This window comes from Pseudomonas sp. Z4-20 (genome assembly GCF_051131955.1).
Classification (GTDB): domain Bacteria; phylum Pseudomonadota; class Gammaproteobacteria; order Pseudomonadales; family Pseudomonadaceae; genus Aquipseudomonas; species Aquipseudomonas marvdashtae.
This window is the reverse complement of sequence record NZ_CP071641.1, coordinates 1,024,546-1,047,906: the sequence shown is the minus strand read 5'-3', so window position 1 is coordinate 1,047,906 and position 23,361 is coordinate 1,024,546. Positions and strand designations below refer to the sequence as shown.

24 protein-coding genes are annotated in these 23,361 nt (G+C 61.7%); 11 read left to right on the top strand and 13 right to left on the bottom strand.

The window, feature by feature from the left end; translation table 11 throughout:
- The first annotated feature begins 250 nt into the window (after nucleotides 1-250).
- The 10 genes from J3P82_RS04885 (at nucleotide 251) to J3P82_RS04840 (ending at nucleotide 7,289) form a co-directional block, all read left to right on the top strand.
- Complete coding sequence (locus J3P82_RS04885) at nucleotides 251-1,225, top strand: KpsF/GutQ family sugar-phosphate isomerase (protein ID WP_434561149.1); 975 nt, start codon at nucleotides 251-253, stop codon at nucleotides 1,223-1,225.
- Nucleotides 1,225-1,749: a KdsC family phosphatase gene (locus tag J3P82_RS04880; protein ID WP_186613422.1), complete on the top strand. Its 525-nt coding sequence runs from the start codon at nucleotides 1,225-1,227 to the stop codon at nucleotides 1,747-1,749. The genes J3P82_RS04885 and J3P82_RS04880 overlap by 1 nt, the downstream gene beginning before the upstream one ends.
- Before the next feature lie 7 nt (nucleotides 1,750-1,756).
- On the top strand, nucleotides 1,757-2,326 hold the full coding sequence (lptC, locus tag J3P82_RS04875; RefSeq protein WP_186613420.1) for an LPS export ABC transporter periplasmic protein LptC: 570 nt from the start codon (nucleotides 1,757-1,759) through the stop codon (nucleotides 2,324-2,326).
- Entirely contained in the window at nucleotides 2,313-2,861 is a 549-nt protein-coding gene (lptA, locus tag J3P82_RS04870; RefSeq protein ID WP_434561147.1) for a lipopolysaccharide transport periplasmic protein LptA, read from the top strand. The genes lptC and lptA overlap by 14 nt, the downstream gene beginning before the upstream one ends.
- Nucleotides 2,861-3,586 (top strand): LPS export ABC transporter ATP-binding protein, encoded by a 726-nt coding sequence (lptB, locus tag J3P82_RS04865; protein ID WP_047228667.1) that lies wholly within the window; start codon nucleotides 2,861-2,863, stop codon nucleotides 3,584-3,586. The genes lptA and lptB overlap by 1 nt, the downstream gene beginning before the upstream one ends.
- A gap of 196 nt (nucleotides 3,587-3,782) precedes the next feature.
- Nucleotides 3,783-5,276, top strand: a complete 1,494-nt coding sequence (locus J3P82_RS04860; protein ID WP_434561145.1) for an RNA polymerase factor sigma-54 — start codon at nucleotides 3,783-3,785, stop codon at nucleotides 5,274-5,276.
- Nucleotides 5,277-5,352: 76 nt separating this feature from the next.
- Nucleotides 5,353-5,661 (top strand): ribosome hibernation-promoting factor, HPF/YfiA family, encoded by a 309-nt coding sequence (gene hpf, locus J3P82_RS04855; RefSeq protein ID WP_039592236.1) that lies wholly within the window; start codon nucleotides 5,353-5,355, stop codon nucleotides 5,659-5,661.
- 12 nt (nucleotides 5,662-5,673) lie between these two features.
- Complete coding sequence (ptsN, locus tag J3P82_RS04850; protein ID WP_186613414.1) at nucleotides 5,674-6,138, top strand: PTS IIA-like nitrogen regulatory protein PtsN; 465 nt, start codon at nucleotides 5,674-5,676, stop codon at nucleotides 6,136-6,138.
- A 2-nt stretch (nucleotides 6,139-6,140) separates the two neighbouring features.
- Nucleotides 6,141-6,998, top strand: a complete 858-nt coding sequence (gene rapZ / locus J3P82_RS04845; RefSeq protein WP_186638038.1) for an RNase adapter RapZ — start codon at nucleotides 6,141-6,143, stop codon at nucleotides 6,996-6,998.
- 15 nt (nucleotides 6,999-7,013) lie between these two features.
- Entirely contained in the window at nucleotides 7,014-7,289 is a 276-nt protein-coding gene (locus J3P82_RS04840) for an HPr family phosphocarrier protein (RefSeq protein WP_434561143.1), read from the top strand.
- A gap of 36 nt (nucleotides 7,290-7,325) precedes the next feature.
- Here J3P82_RS04840 and J3P82_RS04835 read toward each other — a convergent pair whose 3' ends face one another.
- From J3P82_RS04835 to pmbA, 6 genes are all read right to left on the bottom strand, one after another.
- On the bottom strand, nucleotides 7,326-8,216 hold the full coding sequence (locus tag J3P82_RS04835) for a ZIP family metal transporter (protein WP_434561141.1): 891 nt from the start codon (nucleotides 8,214-8,216) through the stop codon (nucleotides 7,326-7,328).
- 30 nt (nucleotides 8,217-8,246) lie between these two features.
- Nucleotides 8,247-8,858: a superoxide dismutase gene (locus tag J3P82_RS04830; protein WP_434561139.1), complete on the bottom strand. Its 612-nt coding sequence runs from the start codon at nucleotides 8,856-8,858 to the stop codon at nucleotides 8,247-8,249.
- Nucleotides 8,859-8,860: 2 nt separating this feature from the next.
- Nucleotides 8,861-9,301: a hypothetical protein gene (locus tag J3P82_RS04825; protein ID WP_434561137.1), complete on the bottom strand. Its 441-nt coding sequence runs from the start codon at nucleotides 9,299-9,301 to the stop codon at nucleotides 8,861-8,863.
- Between the two features lie 27 nt (nucleotides 9,302-9,328).
- Nucleotides 9,329-10,705, bottom strand: coding sequence for a class II fumarate hydratase (locus J3P82_RS04820; protein WP_434561135.1), 1,377 nt, complete (start codon nucleotides 10,703-10,705; stop codon nucleotides 9,329-9,331).
- Nucleotides 10,698-11,093: a FagA protein gene (locus tag J3P82_RS04815; protein ID WP_434561133.1), complete on the bottom strand. Its 396-nt coding sequence runs from the start codon at nucleotides 11,091-11,093 to the stop codon at nucleotides 10,698-10,700. Before J3P82_RS04815 ends, J3P82_RS04820 begins: the two co-directional genes overlap by 8 nt.
- 241 nt (nucleotides 11,094-11,334) lie before the next feature.
- Entirely contained in the window at nucleotides 11,335-12,681 is a 1,347-nt protein-coding gene (gene pmbA, locus J3P82_RS04810) for a metalloprotease PmbA (protein ID WP_434561131.1), read from the bottom strand.
- Between the two features lie 108 nt (nucleotides 12,682-12,789).
- On the opposite strand from pmbA, the gene yjgA reads away from it, so the two are divergent.
- On the top strand, nucleotides 12,790-13,314 hold the full coding sequence (gene yjgA / locus J3P82_RS04805; protein ID WP_434561129.1) for a ribosome biogenesis factor YjgA: 525 nt from the start codon (nucleotides 12,790-12,792) through the stop codon (nucleotides 13,312-13,314).
- Between the two features lie 45 nt (nucleotides 13,315-13,359).
- Here the strand turns inward: yjgA and tldD are convergent, their stop codons facing one another.
- From tldD to mreC, 7 genes are read right to left on the bottom strand one after another with little or no spacing between them, the layout of a single operon-like run.
- Nucleotides 13,360-14,802: a metalloprotease TldD gene (tldD, locus tag J3P82_RS04800; RefSeq protein ID WP_434561127.1), complete on the bottom strand. Its 1,443-nt coding sequence runs from the start codon at nucleotides 14,800-14,802 to the stop codon at nucleotides 13,360-13,362.
- Between the two features lie 5 nt (nucleotides 14,803-14,807).
- Nucleotides 14,808-15,671 carry a carbon-nitrogen hydrolase family protein gene (locus J3P82_RS04795; protein ID WP_434561125.1) on the bottom strand — a complete coding sequence of 288 codons (864 nt, stop codon included), beginning with the start codon at nucleotides 15,669-15,671 and terminating at the stop codon, nucleotides 14,808-14,810.
- Between the two features lie 44 nt (nucleotides 15,672-15,715).
- Nucleotides 15,716-19,519, bottom strand: a complete 3,804-nt coding sequence (locus J3P82_RS04790; RefSeq protein WP_434561123.1) for a YhdP family protein — start codon at nucleotides 19,517-19,519, stop codon at nucleotides 15,716-15,718.
- Nucleotides 19,520-19,577: 58 nt separating this feature from the next.
- A complete protein-coding gene (gene rng / locus J3P82_RS04785) occupies nucleotides 19,578-21,035 on the bottom strand; it encodes a ribonuclease G (protein ID WP_186613392.1) in 1,458 nt (485 codons plus the stop codon).
- A gap of 56 nt (nucleotides 21,036-21,091) precedes the next feature.
- Nucleotides 21,092-21,688, bottom strand: a complete 597-nt coding sequence (locus tag J3P82_RS04780) for a Maf family protein (protein ID WP_434561121.1) — start codon at nucleotides 21,686-21,688, stop codon at nucleotides 21,092-21,094.
- Nucleotides 21,689-21,731: 43 nt separating this feature from the next.
- A complete protein-coding gene (gene mreD, locus J3P82_RS04775) occupies nucleotides 21,732-22,220 on the bottom strand; it encodes a rod shape-determining protein MreD (RefSeq protein WP_186638006.1) in 489 nt (162 codons plus the stop codon).
- Nucleotides 22,217-23,308 carry a rod shape-determining protein MreC gene (gene mreC, locus J3P82_RS04770; protein WP_434563694.1) on the bottom strand — a complete coding sequence of 364 codons (1,092 nt, stop codon included), beginning with the start codon at nucleotides 23,306-23,308 and terminating at the stop codon, nucleotides 22,217-22,219. The genes mreD and mreC overlap by 4 nt, the downstream gene beginning before the upstream one ends.
- Nucleotides 23,309-23,361: the final 53 nt, after the last annotated feature.

The following is a 23,361-nucleotide window of genomic DNA, read 5'->3' as shown; positions in this document are numbered from 1 at the left end:
CATATTCGAATGCCCCGGCCAGCCGACAAACGCCGGTACAACCGGGCACACGAACCGGCGGCGAACTATATCACTGCAACCGCCGGGCGCCCAAGGCCAACCCCATGCCCGTTAAGCCAGACCAGCGATAAAACGCCACAATTTATGTCCGACCTTACAACCGTTCGAATAAAGCATGACGAACTAACGTGAGGGATTCGTTCATTGTCGCTATAATCGCCGCCTTTTCATCGGGCTATACGATTCTGACATGAGCCAATCCAGCGACCTGATTCAATCGGCACAACGTACCATCCGCCTCGAGCTCGAAGCCGTGCAAGGCTTGCTGCCTCATATCGACGCTGATTTCGTACGCGCCTGCGAGATGATTCTGGCCAGCAAGGGGCGCGTGGTCGTGGTCGGCATGGGCAAGTCCGGGCACATCGGCAACAAGATCGCTGCCACCCTGGCCAGCACCGGCACCACGGCATTTTTCGTCCACCCGGCCGAAGCCAGTCACGGCGACATGGGCATGATCACCCGGGACGATGTCATCCTGGCCCTGTCCAACTCCGGCTCGACCAATGAAATCCTCACGCTGCTGCCATTGATCAAACGCCTGGGCATCCAGATGATCAGCATCACCGGCAATCCGGACTCTCCCCTGGCCAAGGCCGCCGAAGTGAACCTCAACGTTCATGTCGAGCACGAAGCCTGCCCGCTGAACCTGGCCCCGACTTCGTCCACCACCGCAGCCCTGGTCATGGGCGATGCCCTGGCCGTGGCACTGCTGGAAGCCAGGGGCTTCACCGCCGAGGACTTCGCTTTTTCCCACCCCGGTGGTGCTTTGGGCCGTCGCCTGTTGCTGAAAGTCGAAAACGTGATGCACGCCGGCGAGGCATTGCCGCAAGTACAACGCGGCACGCTGCTCAAGGACGCGCTCATGGAGATGACCCGCAAGGGGCTGGGGATGACGGTGATCCTCGAAGCCGACGGCAAGCTCGCCGGGGTTTTCACGGACGGCGATCTGCGCCGCACCCTCGATCGCGCTATCGATATCCGCAATGCGACCATCGACGAAGTCATGACCCCTCACGGCAAGACCGCTCGCGCCGACATGCTCGCCGCCGAAGCCCTGAAAATCATGGAAGACCACAGGATCAACGCACTGGTGGTGGTGGACGACGAGGACCGCCCGGTTGGCGCCTTCAATCTGTCCGACCTGCTGCGTGCTGGAGTAATGTAATGACGACCGACCTGCTGCTACGGGGCAAGAATATCAAGCTCGCCGTGTTCGACGTTGACGGTGTGCTCACCGATGGCCGCCTGTACTTCCTTGAAGACGGCAGCGAATTCAAGACTTTCAATACGCTCGACGGCCAAGGCATCAAGATGCTGATGGCGACTGGCGTGCAGACCGCTATCATCAGTGGTCGCAAGACCCCGGTGGTCGAGCGGCGGGCGAAGAACCTCGGTATCCCGCATCTTTATCAGGGCCGTGAAGACAAACTGGTGGTACTGGACGAACTCCTGGGCCAACTCAACCTAAGCTATGAACAGGTCGCCTACCTCGGTGACGACCTGCCGGACCTGCCGGTGATCCGCCGGGTCGGCCTGGGCATGGCCGTGGCCAACGCGGCCGCCTTCGTACGCGAGCACGCCCATGGGGTTACCACGGCGAGGGGCGGCGAAGGCGCGGCCCGTGAATTCTGTGAACTGATCCTGCGTGCCCAGGGCCACCTCGAAGCGGCCCACGCCGCATACCTGTGAGCCATTTATGCTAAGCAAGAAGATTCGCACCATCCTGGTGTTCGGCTGTATCGCAGCGATTTTCGCGGCGGTCGGCTACTGGAACATCAGCCCGGAACGCTTCCTTGACCAGCCGGCGGCCAAGGTCGAGGAAAACATCGACTGGTACGCAACCAATACGCATACGCTGCAATACCTGCCCGACGGCAAGCTGCAGTACGAAATGACCTCCGACAAGGTCGATCACGTAAAGGCCAGCGATATCACCCTGGTCACCAAACCGGACCTGAACATGTTCCGGGGCACTGAATTTCCGTGGCACGTCCAGAGCGAGCGCGCCGAGGTCAATCCCGGTGGCACCGAAGTCGAGCTGATCGACTCGGTACGCATCGCCCGAACCGATGAAAAGAACCGTACGACCATCATTACCAGCAGCCGCATGACGGTCTTTCCGCAGCGAGAATATGCGCAGACCGAGCAACCCGTTAGAATCGACGGCGCCGGCGGCGTGTCGACTGGCGTAGGAATGAAGGCGTATTTGAAGGAAAGCAGGATACACCTGCTATCGAAAGTAAGAGGACAGTATGAAGCTCGCTAAAACCCTCCCTATTTTGCTCAGTCTGGGCGCAGCACTGGGAAGCGCGAGCGCCTGGGCCCTCCCCAACGACCGCGACCAGCCTATCCGCATCCAGGCCGACGACGCGCAACTGGACGACAAGAACGGTGTCGCCACCTATAAAGGTGACGTGATCATCACCCAGGGCTCGATGAAGGTGACCGGCAACACCGTGACCATCACCCGCACCCAGTCCGGCGACATCGACGTGGTGACCTCGGTGGGCAACCTGGCCTACTTTGAGCAGATGCAGACCGCGGGCGACACCAAGCCGGTCCAGGGCTATGGCGTCACCATCCAGTATCACGCGTCCCAGGACCGCGTCGTGCTGATCGACCGCGCCAAGGTTGTCGACAAGGACAACAACGTGACTCAAGGCGAGAAAATCGTCTATGACACCAACAAGAAACTGGCCAGCGCCGGTCGCGCCACTGGCAGCAAGGTCACCGAATCGCGCCCGCGTATCGACATGGTGATCCAGCCGAAAAAGAAAACCGACGAGCAGAAGGCCCAGTAATGGCAACTCTGAAAGCCCAGCACTTGGCCAAGAGCTACAAGAGTCGCCAGGTCGTTCGCGATGTCAGCCTGTCCATCGATAGCGGCCAGATCGTCGGCCTGCTCGGCCCCAACGGCGCGGGCAAGACGACCTGCTTCTACATGATCGTAGGCCTGGTCCAGGCCGACCAGGGCCGCGTCCTGATCGATGACCTGGACGTCAGCCACCAGCCGATGCATGGCCGGGCAAAAGCCGGTATCGGCTACCTGCCTCAGGAAGCGTCGATCTTTCGCAAGCTGTCAGTGGCCGACAACATCATGGCGATCCTCGAGACCCGCAAGGAGCTCGACAAGGCCGGCCGTCGCCAGGAATTGGAAAGCCTGCTGCAAGAGTTCCACATCAGTCACATTCGCGACAACCTGGGCATGAGCCTGTCCGGTGGCGAGCGCCGCCGTGTGGAAATCGCCCGCGCCCTGGCCACCGCGCCGAAATTCATCCTGCTCGACGAACCGTTCGCTGGCGTGGACCCGATCTCCGTGGGCGACATCAAGCAGATCATCCACCACCTCAAGGCCAAGGGCATCGGCGTATTGATCACCGACCACAACGTGCGCGAGACCTTGGATATCTGCGAAACCGCCTATATCGTCAATGACGGCCAGTTGATTGCCGAAGGCGACTCCGCCACCATCCTGGCCAACGAACTGGTCAAGGAAGTGTATCTGGGCCATGAATTCCGCCTTTAAGCACAATGTGCCTGGCGAATGCCCGAGCGATGCCGGCGCTTCAATGCCGACGTTGCGGGGACGCGTTCAATTAATTGAGAGTCCCCCCTAGGCAAACACTTCAGTTTCAGGCATATAATTTGCTTAAGTTTGGCGCTCCGGCGCCCTGTAGTGGATGGCGCATGTGCGCCGGCGAATAAGGTGTTAAGCCCCTGCCATGAAACCATCGCTAGTCTTGAGAATGGGCCAGCAGCTGACGATGACACCGCAGCTGCAACAGGCCATCCGCCTGCTCCAATTGTCGACCCTGGACCTGCAACAGGAAATCCAGGAGGCGCTGGAGTCCAATCCGATGCTCGAACGCCAGGAAGAAGGCGAAGACTTCGACAATACCGATCCGCTGGCCGATAACGTAGAGCAGAAAACTCCCGCCGAAATCCCGGAACCGTCCTACCAGGAAGCCGCCCCGACGGTGGACAACCTCGAGGACGGCGAGTGGAACGAGCGCATTCCCAACGAGCTGCCCGTGGACACGGCCTGGGACGACGTATACCAGACCAGCGCCAGCAGCCTGCCGAGCGGCGATGACGACGAGTGGGATTTCACCACCCGCACCTCCGCCGGGGAGAGCTTGCAAAGTCATCTGCTGTGGCAACTGAACCTGGCGCCGATGTCCGATACCGATCGCCTCATCGCCGTAACGCTGATCGATTGCATCAACAACCAGGGCTACCTGGACGAGACCCTCGAAGAGATCCTGGAAGCCTTCGACCCTGAGCTCGACATCGAGCTGGACGAGATCGAAGCCGTCCTCCATCGCATCCAGCAGTTCGAACCCGCCGGCATCGGTGCTCGCAACCTGGGTGAATGCCTGTTGCTGCAACTGCGCCAGCTGCCCGCCAAGACGCCGTGGCTGGCCGAAGCCAAACGGTTGGTGACGGATTTCATCGACCTGCTGGGCGGCCGCGACTATAGCCAACTGATGCGTCGCATGAAGCTCAAGGAAGATGAGCTGCGCCAGGTCATCGAGCTGGTACAAAGCCTCAATCCGCGCCCCGGCTCGCAGATCGAATCCACCGAACCCGAATACGTGGTACCTGACGTGATCGTGCGCAAGCACAACGACCGCTGGCTGGTGGAACTGAACCAGGAATCGGTGCCCAAGCTGCGAGTCAACGCCCAATACGCCGGTTTCGTGAAGCGCGCCGACACCAGCGCCGACAACACCTTCATGCGCAACCAGCTGCAGGAAGCGCGCTGGTTCATCAAGAGCCTGCAAAGCCGCAACGAAACCCTGATGAAAGTTGCTACCCAGATCGTCGAGCATCAGCGCGGCTTCCTGGAGTACGGCGACGAAGCGATGAAACCGTTGGTCCTGCACGACATCGCCGAGGCGGTGGGCATGCATGAGTCGACTATTTCCCGGGTGACTACCCAGAAATTCATGCATACCCCACGGGGCATCTATGAATTGAAATACTTTTTCTCCAGCCACGTCAGCACCTCCGAAGGCGGCGAATGCTCGTCCACGGCTATCCGCGCGATCATCAAAAAACTGGTCGCGGCGGAAAATCAGAAAAAGCCGTTGAGTGACAGCAAGATCGCTGGTTTACTGGAGGCACAAGGCATTCAGGTGGCCCGCCGTACCGTCGCCAAATACCGTGAGTCCCTCGGGATCGCGCCTTCGAGCGAACGCAAGCGGTTGATGTAACAGGCCACGCCACAGCGTTCCAGTGGCAGGTATTTCTACCTGCCGCTTTATGCACTGGCAACGAAGGAGAAGCTGTATGCAAGTCAACATCAGTGGACACCAACTGGAAGTGACCGAACCCCTGCGCACTTACATCGGCGAGAAACTCGACCGATTGGAAAGGCATTTCGACAAGATTACCAACGTGCAAGTCACGATGAACGTCGAGAAACTGCTGCAGAAAATCGAAGCCACGCTGCATATTCCCGGCGGAGAAGTGGTTGCCAACGCAGAGCATTCAGACATGTATGCCGCGATTGACCTGCTGACCGACAAGCTGGATCGCCAACTCAAAAAGCATAAGGAAAAGACCCAGAGCCTCCTCCAGGGCGCAACCGGTCGTTAACCCCCCCAATCCATGATCCGACTAGAAACCATCCTGACCCCCGGCCGTTCCCAAGTGAACGCGCCGGGCGGCAGTAAAAAGAAAGCCCTCGAACAAATTGCCAACCTGATCCACCGCGAGGTACCGGATCTGGAAATGCAAGACGTCTTCGAGGCATTGGTCGCCCGTGAAAAACTGGGCTCCACCGGTTTTGGCAACGGCATCGCCATTCCTCACTGTCGCCTCAAAGGCTGCACCGCGCCAATCAGCGCGTTGTTGCACTTGGAAGCACCTATCGATTTCGACGCCATCGACGGCGCCCCGGTCGACTTGCTGTTCGTATTGCTGGTCCCGGAAGCGGCGACCGACGCGCACCTGGAGCTGCTGCGCCAGATCGCCAGCATGCTGGACCGCAAGGAAGTACGCGAAAAACTGCGCAGCGCCCCGAGCAACGAAGCCTTGTATCAGGTAGTCCTGGACGAGCAGAACGGCCATTAAACATGCGCATGATCATCGTCAGCGGCCGCTCCGGCTCCGGTAAAAGCACCGCCCTCAACGTGCTTGAGGACAGCGGTTACTATTGCATCGACAATTTGCCAGCAGGCCTTCTTCCAGAATTGGCCGAGCGAGCGCTGATCCACACCGAGCTGGCGCAACCACTGGTCGCTGTGTCCATCGATGCCCGCAACCTGCCCAGCCATTTGTCGCGATTCCCCGAATTGCTCGAAGAAGTGCGCAGCCGGCATATCCAATGCGATGTGCTTTACCTGGACGCCGACGAGGAGACGCTGCTCAAGCGCTTCTCTGAAACCCGTCGACGCCATCCGCTGAGCAACGCCAGCCGCTCCCTCGCCGAAGCCATCCATGACGAAAGCCAGCTGCTCGGCCCCATCGCCGACTTGGCGGACCTGAAGGTCAACACCACCAACCTGAACCTGTATCAGCTGCGTGACACCATCAAGTTGCGCCTGCTGAATCAGCCGGAGCCGGGCACGGCTTTCCTCGTGGAGTCGTTCGGCTTCAAGCGTGGCATGCCGGTGGATGCCGACCTGGTGTTCGATGTCCGGTGCCTGCCCAATCCCTACTGGAAGCCGGAACTGCGCGAACAGTCCGGACTCGACCAGCCGGTAATCGATTACCTGGCGGCCCAGCCGGATGTCGAGGAAATGTACCAGGACATCTCTGGCTATCTGCTGAAATGGCTCCCCCGTTTCGCCGCCAGCAACCGCGCCTACGTCACGATCGCGATCGGCTGTACGGGTGGGCATCACCGCTCCGTCTACCTGACCGAGCGCCTAGGTCAGCTCTTGCAACAATCCCTGAAGAACGTCCAGGTTCGCCACCGCGACCTCAGCTAAAGGATTCACATCGCGATGCCTGCTCGGGAAATTGAAATCATCAACAAGCTGGGCCTGCATGCCCGTGCCTCGGCCAAATTCGTGGGTGTGGCGGGCAAGTTTCCTGATACCACGATCCGGGTCGGGCGTACGCCTGATTCGACGGTCGACGGCAAGAGCATCATGGCGATGATGATGCTTGCAGCGGGCAAAGGCACCAAGATCCACCTGAGCACGGAAGGTGAACAGGCTCAGGAAGCAATGGATGCACTGGTGGAACTCATCAATAACTACTTTGATGAAGGCGAATAGCCGCCCCTCGTCCAAAGACGACCTTTACGGAGAGCTTCACGCCAACGCCGTGTCCATCACCATCATCAGACAAAACCCAACCAGCAGCCCCAGGCTCGCCAGCTTCTCGTGACCATTACGGCGCGATTCAGGGATGACTTCATGGGTTACAACCAGCAACATCGCGCCGGCGGCCAACGCCAATCCCAGGGGCAGCAGCGCCTCGGCCAGGCTCACCAGCCAGGCGCACAGCAGCGCGAACACCGGCTCGACCAGCCCTGACGCGGCGCCGATCAAAAACGCCCTGGCACGGGACATCCCGGCGGCGGCCAGTACCAGCGCGATGACCAGCCCTTCCGGCACGTCCTGCAAGGCGATGCCCATCGCCAGGCTGTCGGCATCCGGCATGCCGCCGCCCGCCGAGACACCGACGGCCATGCCTTCGGGAATGTTATGGGCGATGATTGCGAACACGAACAGCCAGATCCGCGGCGCAATGATCGAATGGCCCGGTGTCACTAACAGCTTTTCGGGGCTGGCAGATACCTTGCGGTCCACCAGATACAACCCGAACGCCCCAAGCAGAATGCCGAAACTGATGAAACCGCTGGCTGCCCAAGGCGTGAACCCCAGGTGCTCGGCCGCGGCAATGCCGGGCACGATCAACGAAAACGCTGTGGCGGCGAGCATCACCCCGGCGCCGAAACCCAGCAGCGAATCGCTCACGGCTTGGGGCATGCGCCGGATCACCAGCACCGGCACGGCGCCCAACGCGGTGCCCAGTGCGCAAAGCCCGCCTCCCTGCAATGCCCGCAGCAGTCTCGGCTCCAGGTCCAGCCATGCCAATCCCTGGGCCGTCAATAATGCCATTCCGGCCAACACCAACAGCGATCCCAAGGCGTAGCGGAACATCCGCCCGCCGCCTATCGCCAGCGCTTCAGTGTCCATAGTCAGCCTTGGATTGTTTTCATGAAGGACTCAAGCAAGCGCAGCCTCATAACGTCGTGCGACTTCCGGCCAATTGATCACGTTATAGAAGGCGTTGATGTATTCGGGACGACGGTTCTGGTACAGCAGGTAATAAGCATGCTCCCAGACATCCAGGCCAAGGATGGGCGTATTCCCGCTCATTAACGGACTGTCCTGGTTGCCACTGCTTTCCACCACCAAGGTCTTTTGCGGGGTCACGCTCAACCAGGCCCAACCGCTGCCGAAACGGGTCAGCGCAGCCTTGGTAAAAGCCTCCTTGAAAAGCTCGATACCGCCCAGTTGCGCATCGATCGCCGCCGCCAGGGCGCCCTCGGGCAGGCCGCCGCCCCGGGGCGTCATCACTTCCCAGAACAACGAATGGTTGGCATGGCCACCGCCTTGGTTGATCACCGCGGCCTTCAGGCTGGGCGGCAACTTCTCCACACTGGACACCAGTTTTTCGACGGGCCAATCGGCAAATTCGGTGCCGTCCACCGCCGCGTTGAGGTTATTGATGTAGGTCTGGTGGTGCTTGGTGTAGTGGATCTCCATGGTTTGCGCATCGATGTGCGGTTCCAGGGCATCGTAGGCGTAAGGCAAAGCGGGCAAGGTAAAAGCCATGTTCAATGAACTCCGTGATGAAGAGTGGCGTTGCGCTGACGAGGCGCGGCGGCATTGCAGTGCAGCAGGCGCTGGGTCCGTGGGTATTCGCCGTGCTCGCTGATGAAATTCAGCAGTTCGACATAAGTCTTGTGGCTTTGGCGCATCGCCGCTTCACGCAACGCCGGCGCCATGCGTTCGTCTTGCATGGTCTGCAGCAGGCGCTGGTGGATGGCGCATAGGTACTCGGCGCTCTCCTCCGGCTGGTTCAAGCGCAAGTGCAGATCCGCCAAGTTGTGGTGGGAGACGACGCAGGCGGCCACGGCTTCGTCGGCGTCCGCCCAGCGCTCGAACAACACTTGGGCCAGCGCCAGGGCTTGCAGGTAGGCTTCGCGAGCGTCTACCAGCTCGCCCAGCATGAAACAGCGATTGGCCCGTTCGATCGTACGTTTCCAGTGTTCCATGGTGAGTTCTCCACACAGGTGTCGGGGTTACACGCCGCCGGCGGTGAGCTTCTCCGGGTCAAGCAGGACCTCCAGCTCGGTGCGAGTCAGGTCGGTGTGTTCCAGGGCGACATCGATGACCGGGCGACCTTGCCGATACGCCTGCTTGGCGATTTCAGCGGCCTTCTGGTAACCGATGATCGGGTTCAGTGCCGTGACCAGGATCGGATTGCGCGACAGCGCCTCCTTGAGCCTGGCTTCGTTGACCTTGAACGTGGCGATGGCCTTGTCCGCCAGCAAGCGGCTGGCAGTGGACATCAGGGTCATACTGCTCAGCAGATTTTGGGCAATGATCGGCAGCATCACATTGAGTTCGAAATTGCCTGATTGACCGGCGAGGGTAATCACCGTGTCGTTGCCCATCACCTGGGCCGCGACCATTGCGGTGGCTTCGGGAATGACCGGGTTGACCTTGCCGGGCATGATCGAGGAACCCGGCTGCAAGCCCTCGAGTTCTATTTCGCCCAAGCCTGCCAGCGGCCCGGAATTCATCCAGCGCAGGTCATTGGCGATTTTCATCAACGACACCGCCGTGGTCTTCAATTGTCCGGAAACCGCCACGGCGGTGTCCTGGGAACCGATCAACGCAAACAGGTTCTCGCCTGGAGTGAATTGCACTTGGGTCAGTTGCGTCAGTTGCTGGCTGAACAGCTCGGCAAAACGCGGGTGGGCATTGACCCCGGTCCCGACCGCCGTACCACCTTGGGCCAGCGATTGCAGGCTCGGCTGCAAATCTCGCAGATGGCCGATATTGCCCTTGAGCTGCTGCGCCCAACCGTCGAGCACTTGGCTCATGCGCACCGGCATCGCGTCCATGAGGTGGGTGCGGCCGGTCTTGATGAATGGATGGACCTCCCGGCCCTTGCGCTCGATCACCTGCACCAGATGCTCCAACGCCGGCAACAACTGCTCGTGCAATACCAGGGAGGCACTGACGTGAATGCTGGTGGGAATGATGTCGTTGCTGCTCTGGCCGCAGTTCACATGGTCATTCGGATTGACCGCCTCCCCCAGCAGGCGACTGGCCAGGGTCGCGATCACTTCGTTGGCGTTCATGTTGGAGCTGGTGCCAGATCCGGTCTGGAAAATATCCACCGGAAAATGCGTCATGAAATCGCCTTCGAGCAGGCCTTGGGCGGCATCGACGATGGCCTTGCCCTGGGCCGCACTGATTTGCTCCAACTCCACGTTAGCCCGGGCGGCGGCGGCTTTCGCCAGAATCAGGGCGCGAATGAATTGCGCCGGCATGCGCTGGCCACTGATGGGGAAATTATCCACGGCGCGCTGGGTCTGTGCGCCGTAAAGGGCGTCCAGCGGGACGTGGAGTTCGCCCATGCTGTCACGTTCGATGCGGGTATTACTCATCGGGAAGTCCTTGCTCCAGTTCAATAAGGGAAATCGACGGTGCCAGCGCACAAGTCGCCAACGCCCAGGCATGGCTTTGCCAGCGGTCAAGGCGACAGCGGCAGAGCGATTGCCGCTCCAGGTCACGCAAAGGACGCCAGGCTTGATCGAGACAAAGGTTGCGCCAGTGCCAGGGCAGTGCAACATCAGCGGCCGTGTCGAGCAAAAGCCGGAAGGCAGTTTCGCAAATCATCCACGGAGAAGTGGCCGTGCAGCAGGCCAGATAGCGCCCTTCGGCCAAGTAATGATCGATCAGCCGCGGCTCGTCCGGGCTCATTGCGCAACGGATCTGGCGACTCATCCAGCGCCAGCTTTCAAGATAGGGTTGTTCGTGCACGGCAGAACTCATGACCGGGGCTCACTCGGCGAATGAGATTCATTATTAGATGATAATAAGAAGCAACACAACCGCAACACGATACAAATTCATCGTGGCGAGGGAGCTTGCTCCCGCTCGGTTGCGCAGCGACCGCAAGATTTTGGGGTCGCTGCGCGGCCCAGCGGGAGCAAGCTCCCTCGCCACAGGATATTCGGGCACAAAAAAAGCGCGTCCCCCAATGGATGACGCGCCTCTTTTGTTGCGATGAGCGTTAGCTACCCGCCACCATCATCCGCTCGATCAGGACCGACCCAGTGCGAATGTTGCTACGCAACTCCAGGTCATTCCCCACGGCAACGATCTGCTTGAACATGTCGCGCATATTGCCTGCGATGGTCACTTCCTGGACCGGGAACTGGATCTCGCCATTCTCGACCCAGAATCCCGCTGCGCCACGGGAGTAATCGCCGGTGACCATGTTCAGGCCATGGCCCATCAGTTCAGTCACCAGCAGGCCGCGGCCCATGCGTCGCAGCAAGGCCGCCTGGTCTTCTTCGCCGTGAGTCACGAACAGGTTGTGCACGCCTCCGGCATTGGCGGTACTCGGCATGCCGAGCTTGCGACCCGAGTAGGTGCCGAGGATATAGGAGACCAGCTCGCCGTTTTCCACGAACGGCTTGGCGTAGGTGGCCAGGCCGTCACCGTCGAACGCCGAGCTTCCCATGGCTTGCATCAGGTGCGGGCGTTCGTCGATGGTCATCCATTCCGGGAACAGCTTCTGGCCCAGCGAGCCTTCGAGGAACGACGATTTACGGTACAGATTGCCGCCGGACACCGCCGACAGGAAGCTGCCGAACAGCCCACCGGCCAGTTCGGCAGAGAACAGCACTGGCACTTCACAAGTCGGCACGGGCCGCGCGCCCAGGCGACTGGCTGCACGTTGCGCGGCTTTCTGACCGATGCTCACCGGGTCCGCCAGCAAGGTGCGCTGGCGGCTCACGTCATACCAGTAGTCACGCTGCATCTGGCCGTCGGCCTCAGCGATCATCACGCAACTGAGGCTATGGCGGGTCGATGCATAACCGCCGATGAAACCGTGGCTGTTGCCGTAGACCCGGCAGCCCTGGTGGGTATTGAGCGTCGTGCCATCGGCATTCTTGATCCGGCTGTCGGCATCGAATGCCGCCCCTTCGCAACGCAGCGCCTGTTCAATGGCCTGCTCCGGCGTGATGTCCCAGGCATGAAACAGGTCGAAATCCTTCAGTTCCTTGCACATCAGCGCGGCATCGGCCAGGCCCGAGGCTTCGTCTTCAGAGGTGTGCTTGGCGATTGCCAGCGCAGCGGCGACGGTTTCGCGAATGGCCTCCGGACCGCTCGCCGAGGTGCTGGCCGAACCTTTGCGCTGCCCCACATACAGGGTAATGCCGAAACCCTGGTCGCGATTGAACTCAACGGTTTCCACCTCGCGCTGGCGCACCGACGTCGACAACCCCTGCTCCAGGGATACCGCCACTTCGCACGCGCTCGCGCCCTGTCGCTTGGCCTCGGCGATGATCTGCTCGACTTGTTCTTGCAGTGCCGGCAATGCTTGCGGGCCGACGCTCTGGACTGCACTCATGGGGTTCTCCACTCAAATTCTGTTTTCGGTGGTCGCCATCGAGCGACCGGGCCGGACAAGCGGCCCCCGACTGGTTATCATGGCGGCGTTTCTTTGCGGACTGCCACCATGGTTGATTCTTACGACGACTCCCTCTCCGAGGGTGAAAAAAGCAAATCCCAGGTCAAACGCGAGCTGCATGCTCTGGTTGACCTCGGCGAGCGCCTGACAACACTCAAGCCTGACTTGCTGGCCAAACTGCCACTGACCGACGCCTTGCGCCGGGCCCTGGCCGATGCGCCCAAGCACACCGCGAATATCGCGCGTAAACGGCACCTGCAATTCATCGGCAAACTGATGCGCGATCAGGACACTGACGCCATCCTGGTTCTGCTCGATCAACTCGATGCCTCCACCCGGCAGTACAACGAACGCTTCCACGGCCTGGAACGCTGGCGTGATCGCTTGATCGCGGGCGATGACGGCGTATTGGAAAAATTCGTCATCGACTATCCGGAGGCTGACCGCCAACAATTGCGCTCCCTGATCCGTCAGGCCCAGCACGAACTGGCGCAGAACAAGCCGCCGGCCTCGAGCCGCAAAATCTTCAAATACATCCGTGAGCTGGACGAGACTCAACGCGGCCTGCGCTGAGTAACGCCCTCGGGTGGAGGCTTGGCACTCCACCCGGCGCTCCCATCATGCGCCCGTGCCACCCACGGTAATCGCATCGATCTTCAGGGTCGGCTGGCCGACGCCCACCGGCACCGATTGCCCATCCTTGCCACACGTCCCCACACCGCTGTCCAGCGCCAGGTCGTTGCCGACCATCGACACCTTGCTCATCGCCTCCGGCCCATTGCCGATCAGGGTCGCGCCCTTGACCGGTGCGGTAATCTTGCCGTCTTCGATCAGGTAGGCCTCGCTCGTGGAAAACACGAACTTGCCACTGGTGATGTCCACTTGGCCACCGCCGAGATTGGCGCAATAAATGCCCTTCTTCACCGACGCGATGATTTCGGCCGGATCGCTCTGGCCGCCCAACATGTAAGTATTGGTCATGCGCGGCATTGGCAGGTGTGCGTAGGATTCGCGGCGACCGTTGCCGGTGCGGGCCACGCCCATCAGGCGCGCGTTGAGCTTGTCTTGCATGTAGCCCTTGAGCACGCCGTTTTCGATCAACGTGGTGCACTCGGTCGGCGTCCCTTCGTCGTCGACGCTCAAAGAGCCACGACGCCCGGCGAGGGTGCCATCGTCGACGATGGTGCAGAGTTTCGAGGCGACCATTTCACCCATGCGCCCGCTGTAGGCCGAGCTGCCCTTGCGGTTGAAATCGCCTTCCAGGCCGTGGCCGACGGCTTCGTGCAGCAGCACGCCTGACCAGCCCGACCCGAGCACCACCGGCAAGGTGCCAGCCGGGGCCGGGATGGCCTCCAGGTTGACCAGGGCCTGGCGCAGCGCTTCGCGGGCGTAGCCCATGGCGCGGTCTTCGCTGAGGAAATAACGGTAGTCGGTACGTCCGCCGCCGCCGTGGCCGCCGCGCTCACGGCGGCCGTTCTGCTCGACGATCACGCTGACGTTGAAACGCACCAACGGCCGTACGTCGGCGGCCAGGCCGCCATCTGTAGACGCTACCAGAATCCGTTCCCAGACCCCGGCCATGCTCACCGATACCTGCTGGATACGCGGGTCGAGCGCGCGAGTGGCGACGTCGATGCGCTTGAGCAGTTCGACTTTTTCGGCGCGGCTCATGACTTCCAGCGGATTATCCGGCGCATACAGTTGGGCCACGTCCTGGCTGCTGAACGCCTGGACCGTGCCGTTCTGCCCGGCGCGGGAGATCGAGCGGGCGGCACGGGCCGCAGCGCCGAGGGCTTCGAGAGTGATGGCATTGCTGTAGGCAAACCCGGTTTTTTCGCCGGACTGCGCACGCACGCCCACGCCTTGGTCGAGGTTGAAACTGCCTTCCTTGACGATGCCATCTTCCAGCGACCAGGACTCGGAAATCTGACCCTGGAAATACAAGTCAGCCGCATCGATGCCCGGGCCGGCCAGGTCGCCCAGCACGTCTTGCAGGCTTTCCAGGGTCACGCCACCGGGGGCTAAAAGATGTTCACTGACTGAGGACAACAACCCGCTCATAAGTTCTACGCCTTGAATTCGTCGTCTTGGACAGGCCGCCGCCGGGCGCCCTGCGAGAAAAAGCGCCGATGGCTCGCCACCGGCATGCGCGCCCGGATGGACGCTTGTTCGTTGCTGTCGCGCTCGGCCAACAGCACGGCCTCACCCTGATCCTGTTGTGCCAGCACGCGGCCCCACGGGTCGACAATCGCGGCATGGCCAAAGGTTTCCCGTGGCCCCGGATGCGTTCCGCCTTGGGTGGCCGCCAGCATGTAGCACTGGGTCTCTATGGCTCGGGCGCGAATCAGCACGTCCCAATGGGCGGCGCCGGTCACCGCGGTAAACGCCGAAGGCGCGGTGATCAATTCGGCCCCGGCCGCCCGCAACTCGCTGTAGAGTTCCGGGAAACGCAAGTCGTAGCAAACCGTCAAGCCAACCCGGCCCACCGGTGTATCGGCGACCACCACGTTGCCGCCGTAAGCATAGTCATCGGATTCGCGGTAGCGCCCGCGATTGTCCGCCACGTCCACATCAAACAGGTGCAGCTTGTCATAGCGCGCCACGACCTGGCCTTGATCATCCACCAACAAAGAGCACGCATGGGCCTTGGCCTCAGGCTGGTCTACCGGCGGCAACGGCAACGTCCCGGCCACAATCCATAACCTGAGGTCGCGGGCGACCTGTTTCAACCAAGGCAGGATCGGTCCCTGACCAAAGGCTTCGGCTCGGGCGATGTCGGCAACGTCCCGCCGCCCCATCGCGGCGAAGTTTTCAGGCAGCACCGCCAGCCTTGCGCCACCGGCGGCAGCCTGTTCCAGCAACACGCGGGCACGGGCCAGGTTAGCGAGTACATCACTTTGGCTGACCATTTGAATCGCGGCGACTGGCATGACTCCTCCCGCTATTTCGTTTGTCCGGTGTGGTAGGGCATCGATCAGAACGGTTTGTCGAAGGTGATCTTCGGCTCTTTCCACGGCCCCTTGACGTCGTATCTTACGCTGGCAAAACGCGCCACGCGGTCACCGATCAGTTTATCGATCAAAAACAACGCCCCACCCACTGCCGGTGCGCCGACGATCAGCGCGGCGATCGGCAAGTTGTTGGTCACAGGCAAGGTCACCAACAATTTGGCATCGACCCGGTCGGCCACCATGTCCAGCGTTCCGTTGAGTTCCAGGTTGCTCGACGGCCCCGTCAGGGTGATGGGCTCGCGGGTCACATAAACGCCGTTACTCGCCACCAGCAGCCCCTTGACCCGGTCGTAACTCAGCCCCTTGCCGAACAGGTCGGAGAAATCCAGGCGCAAACGCCGGCCAATGGAGTTGAAATTCAATAGCCCAAATACCCGCAGCGCCTGGGCACTGCCCTCGACTTCGACGAACTGCCCTTTGTTGAGGGACGCATCCAGGCTACCGGAAAAACGCTTGGTGGCCACCCAGGCGGGCGAACCGGGCCAGCGGCCGTCGGCATCCAGATGAAATTCCTGGCTGGTCACGCTCGGCGCGAAGCCCCAGCCTTTGAGCACGTCAGCCAGATTCTTGCCCTTGATACGGCCCTTGTACCAACTGTTGGTTGAGCCGGGCAGGCCTTCCCAGGCGCCATTGCCGTTCAAGACCATGCCCTTTAGCCCCATGTCCAGATCGTTCAGCGCAATGCCCTTGCCGGTCGGGCGTACCTTCAGCGACCACGCACCGATGAGATCGGGGCCTTGGAACAACTGGTCGATGGCAATATCCATGGCCGGTATCTTGCTGGGGTCGACCGAGGCCAGTGGATCCGGGGCATTTTCGTCGGCCTGGACCGTCGGGTCGGCGGCGGGTAGCCGGACGTAATCGAGCTTGATGGCGATGGGAGCAGCTTTGGCATCCGGCAAATTGACGCTGCCCTTGGCCTGCTGGCTGTCAAGCCGCATGCCCCAGGCGTCCGGCTTGCGGTCCAGTTGCACCGACGCCTGGTCCAGCGTCGTGCCCATGGCAGTAAGCTTGCCCACTTTCAGGTCGGCGCTGCTGAGCACTTGCCGGGCGCTACCGCCCGGATCCTGACCGGCGTATTTGCCAACCAGTTCCTGCCAAGGACTCACGTCCAGTTCCGACAGCGTGCCGCGCAATCGCAGACCCTTGGCGCCAGGCAGGACCGCATCGCCCACGCCCAGCAACAATTCGCCGCGACCGTCAGCGAAGTTCCCGCTCGGCGCCGCGTAAGTAAAACTGGCCAAGTCGCCGTAATTGACCCAATACCGCCGCTCCGGCCCTTGCAAGGTCATGCGAAACACCGTGTCGCGACCAACATCCGCAGCCATGCCGAAAGGTGCCGGCAGGTCTACGGCTACGCCCTTGAGGCTGGAACTGACCGACAACTGGCTGTCGGCACTGTTCAGGATCACTTGCAATTGGTAGGGCACGACACCGGATACCGGCAACGGCTGGGTGACATTCAGCCAATGGGTGAGTTTCTTGATTTCTACCTGCCCGGACGCGGCGACCCGGGTATTGAGCGCACCGGCACGGCCCTCGGCGAAAATCTGCGCGGTCACGGGGCGGTCGAACACCCGGGCCGCGATGTTCTTGCCACTCAACCCCTTGCCGCTGTCGAAGCGGAAATCGCCTTTGAGCTGGGTCAATTCCAGCGCTGGTTCGCTGAGCTTGAGCCGGGCCTTGTCGGTGGAGAAGTCCACCAGGATCTTCGGCTCCTCGCCCTTGACCAGCGGGATATCGAGCTTCACGTTGCCTTGCAGGTCGCCCTCGCCTTCCCAGCCAGCGAACGTCTCGGCCGTGCCGATCGGCGCGGTCTGGAGGATCTTCAGCCCGTCGCCCAACCCGCCGGCGAAACCGCCGTCCAACAGCAGATGAGAACTCTGCCCGCTGGGTACGTGAGGGATGTTCACCGTGATGTCCTTGACCTGGGTGTTCAGCAGTTGCCCTTCGCTGGCGAAGATGCGTACGCCGCTGTCTTCGACGAACACGTCACCGCTGACCTTGCTGACCGAAGGCCAGCCCGGCTGGAACGCCAGCTCGGCGTCATGCACCTTGAAAAACAGGCTGATGCTGCGGTCCGCGTCCCCGGCACTTTTATTCAGCGAGCCTTGGTACTGGAAAAAACCCTCGTCCACCGCGCCCTTGACGATGGCCGTGCGCAACCATTCGTCCAGCGCCGGGCTGAGGACGGCCGGCAGGTACTTGGCGGTGTAGCGCCCGTCACCGTCCACCAGGCCGACCCGCAGGTCCATGTAGTCTTCCTGGCTGTGGTCCAGATGCAGGCGGATCAGGAAGTCGCCAGCAATTCGGCCTTCCTCGCCCAGCACCTTCAGATACGGCGCGACCAGGGTGAAGGTCTGCTTGTCGAGCTTCCAGGCCAGCCGGGCGTTGGCCTGCAGATACTGCCAGGGCTTGGCAAAGATCGGGTCCAGGTGCAGGGAGAAATCCTTGCTGTCCATGCGCAGCTCGCCACCGCCGAGGTCGCCGCTGAGGCTGCCCGACACGTTGCGCACTGCTGGGGCACCGCGATAGGCGTCAAAGCCGACGGTGTCCAGGTTGGTCGCAAAGCTGATTTTCTGGTCGCCAGTGTTTTGTGGTCGAAAGTCCACCAGGACGTTGCGCAGGCCACCGGTTACCTTGAGCCGGTCAATTGTCGTGGCAAGGCCTTCGGGCAATGGCGCCAGGGCATGGAGCAGTGGCGTGAGCGGTGTCAGGTCGAGGCGATCGGCCTGCAAATGCCAGCGCTCCTCGGTCTTGTCGGTGGCGTCACTGTGTTGCAGAAGGAGACGCGATTCCCAACGGGTCTCGCCCAGGTTCATTGCCAGCGTGTCGAAGGTCGCGGTGAATCCCTGGCTGCTGCGCTGCAAATAGGCGTTGAGGGCCAGGTTGTGGATCTGCACCGGCTCGCGGTCGGCATAGGCGCCCTGGAGCTGCGGCGCATTCAAGCGCATGGCCGCGCTTTGCACCGTGCCCTGGCCCCAACTGAGCCAGAACTCGCCGCCGGCCTTGATCTGGGAAAAATTCCATTGCCGGGTCAGGCCCTTCGGCAGCCATTTGGACCAGTCGCTTTGCGGCAGGCTCAAGTAGGCATCCACCTCGCCATTCTTCCAGTCGCTGGCACGAATGCGGGTACGCAGGTTGATCGCCACGGGCTGGCCGTCCGGCAAGGTCAGGCGCGCGTCCAGGCGCTGGCGGGCGCCGCCGGTGCGCAAGCTCAGGCCGACGTAGGTCAGGCTCAACGGAGGATGATCCACCGGCTGCAAAGTGACCTGGCTGTCGAGCACCGACAGCTTCGAAACCATCTGCATCCGATCCAGCAACTGCTGTGGATCGAATGGCTGGTCGTCCCGCACCGGCAGGCCTTCCAGCGCCCATTTGCCGTCGGCGCCTTCCTTGAGGTTGATCTTCAGGCCGCTGACTTCCAGATGAGCGATGCGCACCTGGCGCGTCAGCAGGCTGTCCCAGAGGTTTGGCACGGCCCGGACCTGATCGAGGTGCAAGGCATTCGGGCCCTCGCCGACCACCACGTCGCGCGCGGCCAGTATCGGCGCCAGGGCGCTCCAAGTGCCTTCGAGGCTACCGACCTGCACGGGTATGCCCAACGCTTCGCTGGCCCGAGTCTCGACTTCACTGCGGTATTCGGCCACCAGCGGGACCAACTCCCGGCCGAGGCTGACGTATAACGCCAGCACTACCAGCAGCAGCGCGCACAGGCCCAGGCCCCAGCGTGTCAGCGTCGCCAAAAGCCGTGTCAGACGCTCCATGTCAGCAGTCTCCCCTGGCAAAGGCATTCAATTGCGCGGCCTTGCCATCCATGCGACTTCAGAGCAACACCACATCGTATTGTTCCTGGGAATACATGGTTTCCACCTGGAAGCGAATCGTGCGGCCGATAAAGGCTTCCAACTCCGCGACGTTGCCGGACTCTTCATCGAGCAGGCGGTCCACCACTTTCTGGTTAGCCAACACTCTATAGCCCGTCGCCTGGTAGGCGCGTGCCTCGCGGAGAATTTCCCGGAAGATTTCGTAACACACGGTTTCCGGAGTCTTCAGCTTGCCTCGCCCCTGGCAGCTGCTGCAGGGCTCGCAGAGGACCTGCTCAAGGCTTTCGCGGGTGCGCTTGCGGGTCATCTGCACCAGGCCCAGCTCAGTGATGCCGATGATGTTGGTCTTGGCGTGATCGCGCTCGAGTTGCTTTTCCAGGGTACGCAGCACTTGGCGCTGATGCTCTTCATCTTCCATGTCGATGAAATCGATGATGATGATTCCGCCCAGGTTGCGCAGGCGCAGTTGCCGGGCGATGGCCGTGGCCGCCTCAAGATTGGTCTTGAAGATGGTTTCTTCGAGGTTGCGATGGCCGACAAACGCCCCGGTATTGACGTCGATGGTACTCATCGCCTCGGCCGGGTCGACCACCAGGTAACCGCCAGACTTGAGCGGCACCTTGCGTTCAAGGGCGCGCTGGATTTCATCTTCTACGCCGTACAGGTCGAAAATCGGTCGTTCGCCCGGGTAGTGCTCGAGGCGGTCGGCGATTTCAGGCATCAGCTCGGCGACAAATTGCGTGGTCTTCTGAAAGGTTTCCCGGGAATCGATGCGGATCTTCTCGATCTTGGGGCTGACCAGGTCCCGCAGGGTCCGTAGCGCCAGGCCAAGGTCTTCGTAGATCACGCTGGGCGTGGCGATGGTCTTGATCTGCACGGCGATCTGGTCCCAAAGCCTTCGCAAATAGCGGATATCCATCAGGATCTCGTCGGCGCCGGCGCCCTCGGCGGCGGTGCGCAGGATGAAGCCACCGGCCTCCTTGATCCCTTCTTTTTCCACGCAGTCGCTGACGACCTTCTTCAGGCGCTCGCGCTCGCCTTCGTCTTCGATCTTCAGGGAAATGCCAACATGCGCCGTGCGTGGCATGTACACCAGGTAACGCGACGGAATGGACAACTGCGTGGTCAGCCGCGCGCCCTTGGAGCCGATAGGGTCCTTGGTGACCTGCACCACCAGGCTCTGGCCTTCATGGACCAGGGCGCTGATGCTCTCCACCGCCGGGCCTTCGCGCATGGAGATTTCCGACGCATGGATGAACGCTGCGCGGTCCAGGCCGATGTCGACGAACGCCGCCTGCATGCCCGGCAACACCCGCACCACCTTGCCCTTGTAGATGTTGCCGACAATGCCACGCTTCTGCGTGCGCTCGACATGGACTTCTTGCAGGACGCCGTTTTCAACCACCGCCACGCGCGATTCCATCGGCGTGATGTTGATCAGGATCTCTTCACTCATGGCAGGGTCTCGTTCAGGCGTATTCACGATTATGGCCGCATCAAGTCAGACGGCGCTCAGCGCGCGCTCAAGGTTTGCCAACAGGGTATGCCGAAATGGCCGAGTAGTTCTGCGGTTTCGCACAGTGGCAGGCCGACCACGGCTGAATAGCTGCCTTCCAGCCCGGCGACGAACACCGCGCCCAGGCCCTGGATACCGTAGCCGCCCGCCTTGTCCCGGGGTTCGCCGCTGGCCCAATAGGCGAGCGCTTCCTGTTCGGTGATGAGGCGAAAGCGCACCCGGCTGCGAACCACCCGGGTTTCGCAGTGCTGGCCGTCCACAACGGCAATGGCGGTCAGCACTTCATGGTCGCGACCGGACAGGCTCAGGAGCATCGACAGGGCGTCAGCCTGATCCACTGGCTTGCCGAGAATTCGTCCCTCTAGCACTACTGCGGTGTCGGCCCCGAGCATGCAACCTTCGACGCCAGACGCCAAGGCGCGTCGCCCGGCCTCGGCCTTGCCACGCGCCAGGCGCTCGACATAGGCCGATGGGGTTTCTTGGTCGAGGGGAGTTTCGTCGATGTCCGCACCGATGGCGGTGAACGGCACGCCGATCTGCGTAAGCAATTCACGCCGACGCGGCGAACCTGAGGCGAGGTAAAGCGGTTTCATCAAGACATCTCCCTTCCAAGGTGCGGGCCAATGCCTGACCGAATCAGTTGATTTTGAAACGCAGGCGCAAGCCACGCAAACCGAAGCTTATCCACGGCCAGAGCAAGGCACTGACCAAGGCCGGTAGCACCAGCGCCAGGGTCGGCTGACGATTGCCGGTCAGCGCGCTGAGCCATAGCTGTACCAGCTGCGCCAGGCCAAAGATCACTAGGATCACCAGGCATTGTTGCCACATCGGGAACATCCGCAGGCGTTGTTGCAGCGACAGCACCAGGAAGGTGATCAGTGTCAGGATCAATGCGTTCTGACCCAGCAACGTGCCGTAAAGCACGTCCTCGGCCAGGCCAAGGCACCAGGCGGTGACCATGCCGACCTTGTGCGGCAAGGCCAGCGCCCAGAAGGCCAGCAACAGGGCCAGCCACAGTGGCCGGAGGATCTCCATGAACTGCGGCAGCGGTGAAATGCTGAGCAGCAGGCCGATGGCAAAAGTCAGCCAGACCATCCAGCCGTTACCGGATCGAGTACTGCTCATTCTTCTCGTGCTCCCCTGGTGGCAGGCGCAGTGGCGGGCGTCGAGGCCGGCGGTTTGGTTGCAGGTCTTGCAGGCTGAGTGGACGGCTGATGGGCGGCTGGACGGGCGGGGGTCGCGGCAGGTGCGGCCGGAGGCGTCGTGGCTGGCGGCGTGGCAGCGGGCGTTGCCGCTTGAGGCTTGGGCACCGTGGCCGGAACAGGCACAGGCGCTGGCGCGACTGGTGCGGTCGATTCGCCGCCCTGCCGGTCCTGGGCTTCCTGGGCCACCGCCGCATCGTTGGCGCGCTCTTCAGGCGTGCGGTTGTCGCTGAAAACCAGCAGCAGATAGCGACTGCGGTTCAACGCGGCCGTCGGCACTGCCCGCACGATCGCGAACGGCTGGCCGGAATCGTGGATGACTTCCTTGACCGTCGCCACCGGGTAGCCGGCCGGGAACCGCTGGCCGAGGCCGGAACTGACCAGCAAGTCGCCTTCCTTGATGTCGGCGGTGTCCGCCACGTGGCGCAGTTCCAGGCGTTCCGGGTTGCCGGTACCGCTGGCAATCGCCCGCAAGCCGTTGCGATTGACCTGCACGGGAATGCTGTGGGTGGTATCGGTCAGTAGCAGGACACGGGACGTATAGGGCATCAACTCCACCACCTGGCCCATCAGGCCACGGGCGTCGAGCACCGGCTGGCCGAGGACCACGCCGTCGCGCTCACCCTTGTTGATGATGATGCGGTGGGTGAAGGGGTTGGGGTCCATGCCGATCAGCTCGGCCACTTCCACTTTCTCGTTGACCAGCGCGGAGGAGTTGAGCAACTCACGCAGTCGCACGTTCTGCTCGGTGAGGGCCGCCAACTTCTGCATGCGCCCCTGCAACAGCAGGTTTTCGGTCTTGAGTTTTTCGTTTTCGGCGACCAGTTCGGTCCGGCTGCCAAACTGACTGGCCACACCTTGCCACAACCGTTGCGGCAGGTCGGTGATCCAGTAGGACTCCATCAACACCAGCGACATCTGGCTGCGCACTGGCTTGAGCAGCGTGAAGCGGGCGTCGACCACCATCAGCGCGACCGACAGCACGGTCAACACCAGAAGGCGCACACCCAGTGAGGGGCCTTTGGCGAAAAGCGGTTTAATAGGCCGCTCCTCCCAGGCAAATG